11 protein-coding genes and 1 tRNA gene are annotated in these 11,335 nt (G+C 47.2%); 5 read left to right on the top strand and 7 right to left on the bottom strand.

Annotation, left to right across the window (positions count from 1 at the left end; all coding sequences use genetic code 11):
• Nucleotides 1-8 precede the first annotated feature (8 nt).
• Complete coding sequence (locus A1sIIB142_RS00550) at nt 9-1,277, top strand: dolichyl-phosphate-mannose--protein mannosyltransferase (protein ID WP_095694110.1); 1,269 nt, start codon at nt 9-11, stop codon at nt 1,275-1,277.
• Between the two features lie 5 nt (nt 1,278-1,282).
• Here the strand turns inward: A1sIIB142_RS00550 and A1sIIB142_RS00545 are convergent, their stop codons facing one another.
• The 3 genes from A1sIIB142_RS00545 to A1sIIB142_RS00535 are packed head-to-tail and all read right to left on the bottom strand — an operon-like array spanning nt 1,283 to nt 3,625.
• Nucleotides 1,283-2,074: a 6TM ABC transporter family protein gene (locus tag A1sIIB142_RS00545; RefSeq protein WP_095693244.1), complete on the bottom strand. Its 792-nt coding sequence runs from the start codon at nt 2,072-2,074 to the stop codon at nt 1,283-1,285.
• A 54-nt stretch (nt 2,075-2,128) separates the two neighbouring features.
• Nucleotides 2,129-2,704 (bottom strand): GNAT family N-acetyltransferase, encoded by a 576-nt coding sequence (locus A1sIIB142_RS00540; RefSeq protein WP_095693243.1) that lies wholly within the window; start codon nt 2,702-2,704, stop codon nt 2,129-2,131.
• A 9-nt stretch (nt 2,705-2,713) separates the two neighbouring features.
• Entirely contained in the window at nt 2,714-3,625 is a 912-nt protein-coding gene (locus tag A1sIIB142_RS00535; RefSeq protein ID WP_095674306.1) for a molybdopterin-binding protein, read from the bottom strand.
• A 45-nt stretch (nt 3,626-3,670) separates the two neighbouring features.
• On the opposite strand from A1sIIB142_RS00535, the gene A1sIIB142_RS00530 reads away from it, so the two are divergent.
• Nucleotides 3,671-4,219 carry a 5-formyltetrahydrofolate cyclo-ligase gene (locus tag A1sIIB142_RS00530; RefSeq protein WP_095693242.1) on the top strand — a complete coding sequence of 183 codons (549 nt, stop codon included), beginning with the start codon at nt 3,671-3,673 and terminating at the stop codon, nt 4,217-4,219.
• Here the strand turns inward: A1sIIB142_RS00530 and A1sIIB142_RS00525 are convergent, their stop codons facing one another.
• From A1sIIB142_RS00525 to A1sIIB142_RS00515, 3 genes are read right to left on the bottom strand one after another with little or no spacing between them, the layout of a single operon-like run.
• Nucleotides 4,220-5,365 carry an acyl-CoA dehydrogenase family protein gene (locus tag A1sIIB142_RS00525; RefSeq protein ID WP_095693241.1) on the bottom strand — a complete coding sequence of 382 codons (1,146 nt, stop codon included), beginning with the start codon at nt 5,363-5,365 and terminating at the stop codon, nt 4,220-4,222.
• The gene (locus tag A1sIIB142_RS00520) at nt 5,366-7,255 is read right to left on the bottom strand and encodes a bifunctional copper resistance protein CopD/cytochrome c oxidase assembly protein (RefSeq protein WP_095693240.1); all 1,890 of its coding nucleotides are present in this window, start codon (nt 7,253-7,255) and stop codon (nt 5,366-5,368) included.
• Complete coding sequence (locus A1sIIB142_RS00515) at nt 7,252-7,764, bottom strand: copper resistance CopC family protein (RefSeq protein WP_223299233.1); 513 nt, start codon at nt 7,762-7,764, stop codon at nt 7,252-7,254. The genes A1sIIB142_RS00520 and A1sIIB142_RS00515 overlap by 4 nt, the downstream gene beginning before the upstream one ends.
• Before the next feature lie 110 nt (nt 7,765-7,874).
• Between A1sIIB142_RS00515 and A1sIIB142_RS06635 the strand changes: the two genes are divergently transcribed.
• The 3 genes from A1sIIB142_RS06635 to purU all read left to right on the top strand — a co-directional run bounded on the left by A1sIIB142_RS06635 (nt 7,875) and on the right by purU (nt 11,244).
• Nucleotides 7,875-8,099 carry an FmdB family zinc ribbon protein gene (locus A1sIIB142_RS06635; RefSeq protein ID WP_095684297.1) on the top strand — a complete coding sequence of 75 codons (225 nt, stop codon included), beginning with the start codon at nt 7,875-7,877 and terminating at the stop codon, nt 8,097-8,099.
• Nucleotides 8,100-8,279: 180 nt separating this feature from the next.
• Entirely contained in the window at nt 8,280-10,385 is a 2,106-nt protein-coding gene (locus A1sIIB142_RS00505; protein WP_095693238.1) for an MMPL family transporter, read from the top strand.
• Between the two features lie 19 nt (nt 10,386-10,404).
• Nucleotides 10,405-11,244, top strand: a complete 840-nt coding sequence (gene purU / locus A1sIIB142_RS00500; RefSeq protein ID WP_095693237.1) for a formyltetrahydrofolate deformylase — start codon at nt 10,405-10,407, stop codon at nt 11,242-11,244.
• 14 nt (nt 11,245-11,258) lie between these two features.
• On the opposite strand, the gene A1sIIB142_RS00495 is transcribed toward purU, so the two are convergent.
• A tRNA-Arg gene (locus tag A1sIIB142_RS00495) sits at nt 11,259-11,331 on the bottom strand.
• Nucleotides 11,332-11,335 lie beyond the last annotated feature (4 nt).

Raw genomic sequence — 11,335 nt, 5'->3', positions numbered from 1 at the left:
CTCTGCTTATGATTGCAGCGATTGCTCCCATAGTAATTGCGCTTATCTCACTCGTGCTTCGAGTGATGAATCTTGGTTCGATAAAGAGCTTCATCTTCGATGAGGTCTACTACGTCGATGGTGCTCGTGATCTACTGAAATACGGGGTAGAAGTTTCCGGCGCTAAGCCAGAATTTATCGTGCATCCCCCACTGGGTAAATGGATGATTGCCGGCGGAATTAAAGTCTTTGGTGATAATCCTTTTGGCTGGAGAATTGCCACCGCAGTAGTTGGCTCGCTACTTATTCTCGTTATTGCTCTCGTTGCACATAAGTTATTTAGAGATCCACTCCTTACTGGCCTTGCTAGTGCGTTGATGGCACTTGATGGATTGGCACTAGTTCATTCCCGCACATCACTGCTCGATAATTTCCTCACCTTTTTTATTCTCCTTGCCACATATTTCTTTATTACTAAACAATATTGGTGGACGGGTCTGATACTTGGTTTAGCCCTCGCTACAAAATGGAGTGCGCTCTATTTCATTATCGCCTTTGGGCTTATCGCTTTCTATCGAGCTTTCTCGCATCACACCGGAAAAAGTTTGGTCAAGCCAACCGCACAACGTATTGTCCAATTCGGGGCAATACCTATTGGTGTTTATCTCACTTCATGGTCAGGTTGGTTTGTCAGTAACCGTGGCTGGGCCAGAGATCACTCAACAAATATTCTTAATTCATTTATTTACTACCACCAACAGATGTTGGGCTTTCATACTGGGCTTACAGAAAAACATGTCTACGAAGCTAATCCATGGAGTTGGTTATTCATGGGCAGACCCACATCGTTTTTCTATGAGTCACCCAAAGGATGTGGTGCGAAATCATGTTCGCAAGAAATAATTGCACTCGGCACACCACTCTTATGGTGGCTAGGTATTGCTGCCATCTCATTCATTATCGGTCTCTGGGTGCGTTCATTTTTCACCCGCCATTTTGACCCAGCAATAACAGTAATTATCACCGGATTAGCAGCCGGTTATTTGCCTTGGTTCTTCTTTCAAGAGCGAACAGTCTTTACCTTTTATGCAATTATCTTCGAACCATTTGTAATTTTGGCACTGGTATTTGCCGTTCGCTCAATCCTTGCCACCTTTAAGGTAAGAGGTGAAGTGATGGTGGCAGCCTTATTTATTCTGATTTTCCTTAACTTCGTCTACTTTTTGCCAATTTATCTAGGTGAAGTCATTACCTACGATGCTTGGCAGGCCAGGATGTGGTTTCCTAGCTGGATTTAATTCAGTTATTCGTTTGCAGCGCGGATCTCGCGAAGTCGCTGCACCGCTTCATCGGCCAATTGCTGATCAAATATCTCATCTCGTGAAGGAGCAGCTGCTGCTAAAGCTTCGCGTTCTAGACGTTCTTGCTCATCTGTCCACTTGCCAGGTTCTGTGAGATCAATAATGCGCTTGGGTGTAATGGCCTTTGGCGCGTTCACATATGTTGGAACAGGAACCTCATTGGGTTGCCACTCAGAACGTGATTGCGCCGTTCCTTTAGGTAGCACGGTAACGCCCGTTAACTCACGTTCAGCAAATGGAATCCAGTGTTCTTTTGATACATGAACTTCTGTTGTCCTATTAGTTAGTACCTCGGCAAGATTTGTGTGTGAGACGCCTTCGGTTCGCTTATGTAGTTGATCAACGCGGCGTCGTTGAATCTGTTCTCTATATGTTTGACGTCGCACATGTGCGATGTATAGAACTAGGGCTGTTGCTGGAACAGCGATTGCTACATATGTGAATGTTTGCATGATTGCACCTACCGTCGTGAGTATGAGTGTTGTCGAAATAATGAAGAAAACAATTCTGCGACGCATAAGTTGCTGCGCAACTCGTCCGGCACGATCAACATCTGTGTAAATGGCCCCAGTTCCAATTTGGGCACCTGGTGTAGTGCTAGCTACGACTCGTAGCGCGCTCTTGTAACGTTCGACGCTTTTTCCAGAAAATTCATTTTTATTGTGGACCCACCGGGGCAGAAAATAGGCAACCCACATCCCGATGATTGCCAAATAGATGATTCCTGAAGCCATGGTGGATAAAGGTTAGAGGTGCACCCCCTTAACTCTGTGGATTTCGAGGGGGGTTTAACGGATTAATTCGTTAGTTTTAACAAAGCATTTATGATCGCGCCAAGCTCCATCGATGTGCAGAAAAGCCTTCTTAAATCCTTCGAATTCAAAGCCTGCTTTCTCTGCAACTCTGCATGAGGCATCATTTTCAGGTCGCACATTGATTTCGATGCGATGTAAACCAAGTTGGGTGAAACCAAATTCAGAGATGAGTTCTACCGCTTGGGTGGTAAATCCTCGGTTGGCAAAGTTCTTATCAATCCAATAACCAATGTGAGCCCCACGCATGGCGCCGTAGGCGATGCCCCCCATTGTTATCTGACCCACCAGATTCTCGTTATGCCAGATGAGAAATGAGTAAGAACGGCCAGCGCGTGCTTCGCGTCTAAACAGACTCACCATTTGGAAAAAGGTGGGGCGCACACTGGAGTCTTCATAAGCTGGGCTACCAGCAGGAATATTTGGCAAAGTTGCTTCCCATGGATCTAGCCACTCGCGATTTTCTGCTCGGACTTGGGTCCACTGCGATTTATCCCGATATCGCATCGGGCGCAACATCACTTCACTTCCAGAAAGCTTAGTTGGATGCATTATATGCTCTTAAATGTATCGGCGTTCAAGCACAACCACGGTGACAGAATCTCCGGCAGAAAGTTTGGTATCACTCTCACTGATTGCAATGAGTGAGTTGGCATCTGACAAGGTTGCTTGTTCATCTTGCGAACTCAGTGGCGTGACAGATTTTCCGTCTTCACTGAGTACGGCTCGAACGTAGGAGCGAACTCCACTTTTGGAAGTAATTGCCTTATCAAGTTTTGCCTTTAGCGATGGCCGGTGAATTGTTGCCGTCCCGAGCATGGTGCGAATCATTGGGCGCACCAAAAGTTCAAATGAGATGTAGGCAGCGATGGGATCTCCAGGCAGCGTCACTACCGGAGTCTTATCAGGACCAATAGTGCCAAAGTTGTGTCGGCCACTTGATTCGATGGAGAGTTCAACAGTCTTGATCTCACCAATTTTTTCGAGTGTTCTTGTAATGAGATCAAAGGAATCATCGTGGCGTTCACCACTGATAATAATGAGGTCAGCGCGAACTAGTTGGTCTTCAATCACATCTTGTAGTTGGGATTCATCATCTGGGATTGAATGAACGCGGTAGGCAACTGCGCCAACCTCGCGTACCGCAGTGGTGAGCAACCAGGAATTTGTCTCATACTCTTCATCTGCCTTAAGTGGAACTCCTGGTTCAACTAGATCGGGGCCGGCCGAGATAACAACAACTCGCGGGTGTGGTCGTGTGGGCAGGTGATCAAGGCCGATCGATGCGGCTAATCCGATTTGGGTGGAGCGGATACGACTGCCGGCCTTCATCACTAAGCGCTCACCGGCAAAGATATCTTCAGCAAGGGTGGCATCGTGGGCATCAAGTAAAGGCATATCAAATGGCTCGAGGGGGCGACAAAGTTCTAAGAGGGAAGCGAGAACTTCATCTACGCGCGCAGCTTCTGACATAATCACTAACCTTACTTGCACGGCACTAATTTCTAGGGGATTTCCATGGGTATCAGCGAAGAAAAGGCCAGCCTTCGTACTCGTTACCGTCACGAAAGAACTGAACGTTATCTAGAACACTCTTTTGAACATCTTGCAGACACAGCCGAGTTTACGAAGGCGAACATCATTGCGAGCTACATCTCATATGCAGATGAACCTGACACAACAGCCTTGAATCTGGCACTGATTAAAAGAGGAAAGATTCTGCTTCTGCCTCGAATAGTAGGTAAGGATCTTGAGTGGGTGCGCTGGGATGGCGAGCAAAGTCAGATTTCAAAGGCAAAGAAAATTGCAGAACCGAAAGGCACGGCCGTTACCGAACTTGGCGATGTTGAAGTAATTGTTGTTCCCGCTCTCAGAATTGATCGCAGCGGATATCGCCTGGGACAAGGTGGCGGGTATTACGACAGAGCACTTCCACAATTTTCTGCATTTTCAATTGGCCTTATTCATCCTGATGAAATCTCTAGTGAAGATCTACCGCGCGAGCCATGGGATATCCCACTTCATGCGGCGGCAACTCCAGATTTAGTTATCCGCTTTCAGCGATAGTTAAGGAAGATTTCGAGCAATTACTATTCTTTGAATCTGGTTGGTGCCTTCGTAAATCTGAGTGAGTTTGGCGTCGCGCATCATGCGCTCAACTGGGTAATCAGAGACATAGCCATAACCGCCAAGAACTTGCACTGCATCTGTCGTTACCTTCATTGCAACATCGGTTGCATAGGTCTTACTTGAGGCAGAGAAGAAACGTAAATCTTTATCGCCGCGTTCACTTTTAGCAGCGGCGGCGTAGGTGAGTTGTCTGGCAGATTCGATGCCGATAGCCATATCTGCCAACATGAATTGCACGCCTTGAAAGTCGAAAATCTCTTTTCCAAATTGTTTTCTTTCATGGGAATACTTCTTTGCCACATCAAAAGCGCCCTGAGCTAAACCGAGAGCTTGGGCGGCAATGGTAATTCGAGTGTGATCTAAAGTGTCCATGGCCAGTGCAAAACCTTTGCCCACCTCACCAATGCGACGATCATCGCCAACTTCCACATTATCGAAATACACCTCGCGCGTTGGTGAACCACGAAAGCCCATCTTCTTCTCAGGTGCGCCAAATGAGACTCCGGGATCAGATTTCTCAATGACAAATGCGGTGATTCCTTTTGAGCCAAGTGATGAATCACTTTGTGCGATAACTGTGTAGAACGCAGATTCACCTGCATTAGAAATCCACTTCTTGCTTCCATTAATAACCCAACCATCGCCTTTGCGCACCGCCGTTGTTTTCAGCGCTGATGCATCAGAGCCTGCTTCAGACTCGGAAAGACAGTAGGAGAAACCTTTTCCTTGAGTCAGCGGGCGTAACCAACGCTCTTTCTGTTCTTTATTTCCACCAAGAATAAGAGGAAGTGATCCCAATTTGTTTACTGCCGGAATCAGAGATGCCGAACCACATGCTCGCGCCACCTCTTCAATGATGATGCAGGTGGCAAGAGCGTCTGCGCCATCGCCACCATTCTCAGTTGGCACATGGGCCGCAAAGAGTGAAGATTTCACGAGTGCGTTATGTGCTTCTTGCGGATATCGATGCTCTTCATCAACAGCGTGCGCAAAAGGTGCAATCTCTTTTTCAGCCAGCGCTCTCACGCTATCGCGAAGGTCGTTGTATTCAGCAGGAAGTGTGTAGACGTTTTCTAGACTCAACTACTGACCCTCTCTCTCGCTACGGCGCTGTAATTTACTTAGATAATTATTGTATTGCGCCAAGTCATCTGGTTCACCCATGGCTGCCATCCGAGCTTCATTACGATCTATTCGCTTAGTCTCGCGCGTATCATCGCGCATCCATTGGATAAAGGTTGCGGTGATTGCAAGAAGTACTGGTATTTCACCCATTGCCCATGCCACTGAGCCAGCTGCATGTTGGTCAGCTAATAAGTCTGTCACCCATGGGGTCGCAATTGATTTGTAGTAACCACCATCAATCAAGGTAGATGTTGCTAGTAATGAGATGGCAAAGAAGGCGTGAATGCTCATTGCGGCAAATAAAATAACGATGCGAACCACGTGTGGAACCTTGCGCGGATTTGGGTCAATTCCAATAATTACACTGAAGAAGAGATAGCCAGCGAGCAAGAAGTGCACATTCATAAAGAAGTGACCAGCGTGGTTCTGCATGAGATCACCAAAGAGTTTGGTGAAGTAGAGAACGAACAGGGAACCGTCAAACAAGGCAAGTGCGACGACTGGGTTTGTAATGATGACCGAATACCTTGAATGCAGCGCTGCCAGCAGTGATCCGCGCACACCGCGTTCCTCGGGCGTGCGACCCTGTGGAAGTGTGCGCAGTGCAAGCGTAAGTGGTGCGCCAAGTACCAAACCGATGGGGGCGAGCATTCCTAGAATCATGTGCGCAATCATGTGATACTGAAAAGAGAAGAGTGCATAAACGCCCAAGCCGCCACTCGTTGCAAAATCTATTGCCGCAATACCGAGGGCGAAAGAAATTGTTCTACCAACTGGCCAAGCATCTCCACGTTTTTTCAAGATTGATACACCTTTTACATAGAGTGCAACCAAAGCAATAAGAATGGCAATCATCAGCGCATCTGGATCATAAACGGTGAGTATGCGCATGAAGTTTGGTTCAGCCGGTGCCGGGAAACCTACGATTGCAATTGCCGGGCTATATGCAGCTTGTGCACCTACAGGCGGCTCTGTCTTAGAGAGCCAACTGCCGAGAATGACTATCGTGCCCATAAGTAGAACTTCATAAACAATCACTCGAGTAAGTAGTGACCAACCAGTATGAACTCCTTGTGCGAGCTTGCGCCGATTGCGATAACCAATGAAGACTAAAACTAGGGTGAGCACTGCTTTTGCAATCACAATGCGGGCATAGGAAGTTGACCACGCCTGTGCAAAATCTAAACGTGACCAAGCATTTGTCACTCCGCTAATAACGACTGCAATTGCTGCCCATAGCGCGAGTTGGCTAAAGCGAGGCAGCGCAATTCTTCGATCAGCATCTGCAATCAGTGCAATTGCACAGAGGCCGCCCACCCAGAGTGAAAGTGCGATTACATGCACCACAAGTGAACCAATTGCCAGGGCATGAGAACCTGCAGCCGCGGAATGACTTTGGAATACAGGTGCAACTAGACCAATCAGAGTAATGGCGAGAAAGACAATTGATTGCAGTGCGGTGGTGATAAAACGAAGCCCAACAAGGACTACCGCAGCGGCAATAGTTTGGGCAAAGAGGAATCTTCCCAGATCTACCTGGGTGATAAATGAGCGAAAGGTTGTGGGTTCAAGTGCTGCGCCGAGGGAAGAGTCGAGAATATTTGCCAAGGTAATTGTTATTTCTAAAAAACTTGTCACAAGCCAGATACCGGCAGCGATTTCACCGAACTTTCGTAATTTGCTTGCTGAGCTCTGTAATTTACCGCCATGTTCAATCAGCAAAAAACCAAAGGAAAGAAGCACGCCGACCAAAACACAAGCCGAAAGTATGAGTAAAGACTTATTGACTGTCCCAACAGCACTAATGAAAGAACTTGCCTGAGTCAGATCTCCTGACAGAGAATTCATCGCTCCCTATAAATCTTTCGAGCATATCGTGCAAGAGCCAAGGTTACGACGAGTGCTGCAAGTAAGAGGCCGAGGACAAATGTCGTTGTACCCACATTATTTCCCGAAGGCGTTGTTGCCTGAGTTGGTGTTGGTTGTGGTGCAACTGGTTCAATCACAGTTGGTTCTGCAAAATTAAAGGTGAATTTTCCAACTAATGGAACATCATTTTCTGCCAACAGCGAATAGTTGACTGTGTAGATTCCAGTCTTAACGAGTTGCTTAAGGCCAACAACTGCGTTGACTCCATCAATTGTGAGTGCGCCATCATCAACTCGAGCACCTGATGGATCAGTGACTGTGACTTCATTGCCAGCATCCATGAGAGCGATTTCGGTTGTGACTGTTACGGCGCTCGGTGCGCTATCTAGTGAGGCACCTGCAACCGGAGTTGTTGCAACCAGCGTATTAGCGAATACCATTTGCGGGTTCAGTAAAAGTACCCCTGCAATAAGTGCAATTGCTGTCATTCGCTTCACTGCTTGAATCTCCTTCGCGCTCGTGAATCCCGTGGATTCGCGCCTATCGTCTCACTTCTTTAGACTTAGGCATAGATACCCCTCTTGAGAAAGGTCACACATTGCCTACCTATCAATACTTATGCAACGCCTGCGACCATGCCTTCGAGGCGTTTCAGAGTTTTTCGGAAGAGCCCCTGACCGAGTGCCCTGAATGCAAGGGTGAAGTTCGCAAGGTGTATTCATCTGTTGGCGTAGTTTTTAAAGGATCTGGTTTCTATAAGACAGACTCTGTTGCAAAACCTGCGGCGGCGGCAGAACCAAAACCTGCAGCAGCGAGTGAATAACTACTCGTCGTGATGTGGGGGTTTATCCCCTCTAATTTCTTCCTCGCGCTTACTATCTTCCTTCTGGTCTTCGCGTGGATCGCGTTCATCCTCATTTGTTACGGGAAACACATCGCTCATGAGCGAGAACACCTGTGACAAAATTCGAATTTCATAATCGAATCCTACATACTTATGTCTATGTTTGAGAGGCTCGGGCACCTGCTTGTACGCAGGAAAAAAGAGGGATTAGCACTCTTTCTCATCGGAATAATTCTTTCTGGTGTCTTTGGCTCACTCATCTTTAGCCGCCTTGATGCTGGTGGATATTCAGATCCAAAGAGTGATTCTTACAAAGTCTATGAATACCTCCGAGATGACTTGAAAATTAGCGATCCCTCTGTAGTTGTTGTAGTTGATGCCGGCACCAGAGATGTAACTAGTCCAGATGTTGTACAAGAAGCAAAATCGCTAGAGGCCAAGATAGCTAGCGAAGTAGGTGTTACTAAGACTCTTTCCTATTGGAGCTCAGGCGGGGAAGCAACGCTGATATCTAAAGACGGGCGAGCTGCCTACATTTTAATTTATGGTGAAGCAGATGCATTTTCACCCGAAAGCCAAGAACTCGGAGCGGTTTTCCAGGATAAGTACGAAGGCAAATATGGAAGCTTCACTTTATATCCAGGTGGAGTTTCTGTCGTAGGAAATGCCATCTCTGAAAAAATTGCTTCAGATTTGAAGATTGCCGAGATCGTATCTATCCCGCTGACATTTATTCTTCTTGCCTTCGTCTTTGGCGCCCTTGCCGCATCTGCCATGCCACTTATTGTTGGTGTAGCTGCAATTATTGGGGCCTTTTTTATTCTTTACCTGATCTCACTCTTCACAAATGTCAGCGTCTACGCTCTTAATCTCACCACCGGTATGGGCCTTGGCCTTGGTATTGATTATGCGCTTTTAATGGTCAACCGCTTCCGTGAAGAAATTCACCACGGTAAGAACGTACAAGATTCGATTGTCACCACCATGGCAACGGCAGGTAAAACTGTTTTTTACTCAGGACTCACCGTTCTGGTCACTATGGTTTCACTTACCTTCTTCCCGCTTCCTTTCTTGAAATCTTTTGGTTACGCCGGAGTTTCGGTCGTTGCACTCGCAGTCGTTGGTGCACTCTTTGGACTTCCACCAATCTTGGCTCTCTTAGGTACAAGAATTGATAAAGGAGTAATCCGTAAGTCTTCAATTACTCCCAAGGAAGACGGTCGTTGGGCTCAGACCGCCAGATTTGTGATGAAACGCCCAACGGCGGTAGTCATTCTTTCGCTTGTGATTCTAGGAATTCTCACCGCACCTGTTCAAAACATTAAATTTGCACAAGGTGATTCAAGAATGTTGCCGGCATCAAATCCGGCAGCGATCGCAACTGCGCTACAAGCTGATCGTTTTGCGGGGCAGACAAATAATCCAGTGGAAATTATTGTCTTTGCTGGCGCGGATAAAACTCTGGAAGTTGACCAATACGTGAAAGAAATTGCCACCGTCTCTGGGATTGTGGCAGTCCAACCTCCGCAAGTAATTGGCCAAGATGTGCGCCTGGTGGCATTTCACTCAATGTTGCCACGTACTCCTGATGCGCAGAAGTTGATTCACGATATCCGTGATCTCAAATCACCAGCAGGAACGCTCGTCGGTGGAGTTGCAGCTGACTACACAGATTCACAGGACGGTATTTCCAAAACATTGCCATGGGCACTGGGTTGGATTGCACTCAGTGTTTTCGTATTAATCTTTGTTTTTACCGGCTCCATCATTCTTCCCATTAAGGCCGTGCTACTTAATGTGCTTTCACTAGCCGCAACCATGGGCGTTCTCACCTGGGTCTTCATCGATGGTCACCTGCAATGGTTAGTCGGCTCCTTTACTCTCACCGGAACACTTGATACCTCTATTGTCATTTTAATTGCCGTCGTAGTCTTTGGTCTTTCGATGGATTATGAGCTCTTCTTGCTCTCTCGCATCCGAGAAGAACATCTGGCTGGTAAATCAAATATCGAAGCTGTTGCAACTGGACTTCAAAGATCTGCTCGCATTATTACCGCCGCCGCGGTACTACTTGCCGTGGTCTTCGCCGCCTTCATCACAAGTGGCGTCACATCGATTAAATCAATGGGGTTTGGTGTGGCACTGGCGGTAATTCTTGATGCCACCATCGTTCGCGCCCTTTTGGTACCTGCGCTGATGCGCCTATTTGGCGAACGCAACTGGTGGGCGCCAAAGTGGATGCAGCGATTTACGATTACGCACTAGTTACCTTTACCCTTGGGCTATGGATCTCATAGCTTCCCTGCAATGTGCAGACCAGCCAGGAATCGTGCATGCGATGACTTCTGCTGTGCTTAGCTGCGGTGGAAATATCATTGAGAACCAACAGTTCACAGATACCACTACAAATACTTTTGTTATGCGCACCCGCTTTGAAACCTCACAAGACCTAAATGCGGCAAAGAAGAGCTTGAGCGACGGACTAGGAAAGTTCTCTCCTTCACTTCATATCCGGCCTACCGATAAGAAGCCTCGCGCTCTTATACTTGTTACTAAAGAGAGCCACTGCCTTAGAGATTTGATGTATCTGCTTGAACTAGGTGAACTTCCAATTGAAATCCCACTGGTGATCTCTAATCGGGAAGATTTGCAGTCCTTGGTTGAATCACACGGAATTCCATTCTTATATCTGCCGGTCACCGCAGCCTCAAAGGCAGAACAAGAAAAGGTGATGCTGGCAAAGATTGCAGAGCTCAAAATCGATTTTGTGGTCCTAGCCAGATATATGCAGATACTCTCCAAGGAATTCTGTGCAGCAATGCCAGGAAGGATTATTAATATCCACCACTCATTCTTACCAGGATTTAAAGGTGCCAAGCCTTATCACCAGGCTCATGAGCGCGGTGTGAAAATCATTGGCGCCACAGCGCACTTTGTGACCTCTGATTTAGATGAGGGTCCAATCATTGAACAAGATGTTGCGCACGTAAACCATGCGGCAACTCCGGAAGAGATGATTGCTCGTGGCCGCGATATTGAACGCCGTGTACTAGCAAGAGCAGTGAAGTTATTTGCCGAAGATCGAATCTTTATCGTCGGTCAGCGCACAGTTATCTTCTCTTAATACCTGATCTCTAGTGTCCCCGGCGGGAGTTGAACCTGCGACCTACCGCTTAGGAGGCGGTTGCTCTATCCACTGAGCTACGGGGACGTGG

Origin of the sequence: Candidatus Planktophila versatilis (assembly GCF_002288345.1) — a bacterium.
Taxonomy (GTDB): domain Bacteria; phylum Actinomycetota; class Actinomycetes; order Nanopelagicales; family Nanopelagicaceae; genus Planktophila; species Planktophila versatilis_A.
Note: the sequence above shows the minus strand (reverse complement) of the source record. Positions and strands in the feature narration are given on the sequence as shown.

What these genes read in the sequence shown, in the direction of transcription:
- A1sIIB142_RS00550 (WP_095694110.1), top strand. Translation starts at nt 9, where the DNA reads ATGATTGCAGCGATTGCTCCCATAGTAATTGCGCTTATCTCACTCGTG.
- A1sIIB142_RS00545 (WP_095693244.1), bottom strand. Translation starts at nt 2,074, where the DNA reads ATGGCTTCAGGAATCATCTATTTGGCAATCATCGGGATGTGGGTTGCC.
- A1sIIB142_RS00540 (WP_095693243.1), bottom strand. Translation starts at nt 2,704, where the DNA reads ATGCATCCAACTAAGCTTTCTGGAAGTGAAGTGATGTTGCGCCCGATG.
- A1sIIB142_RS00535 (WP_095674306.1), bottom strand. Translation starts at nt 3,625, where the DNA reads ATGTCAGAAGCTGCGCGCGTAGATGAAGTTCTCGCTTCCCTCTTAGAA.
- A1sIIB142_RS00530 (WP_095693242.1), top strand. Translation starts at nt 3,671, where the DNA reads ATGGGTATCAGCGAAGAAAAGGCCAGCCTTCGTACTCGTTACCGTCAC.
- A1sIIB142_RS00520 (WP_095693240.1), bottom strand. Translation starts at nt 7,255, where the DNA reads ATGAATTCTCTGTCAGGAGATCTGACTCAGGCAAGTTCTTTCATTAGT.
- A1sIIB142_RS00515 (WP_223299233.1), bottom strand. Translation starts at nt 7,764, where the DNA reads ATGACAGCAATTGCACTTATTGCAGGGGTACTTTTACTGAACCCGCAA.
- A1sIIB142_RS00505 (WP_095693238.1), top strand. Translation starts at nt 8,280, where the DNA reads ATGTTTGAGAGGCTCGGGCACCTGCTTGTACGCAGGAAAAAAGAGGGA.
- purU (WP_095693237.1), top strand. Translation starts at nt 10,405, where the DNA reads ATGGATCTCATAGCTTCCCTGCAATGTGCAGACCAGCCAGGAATCGTG.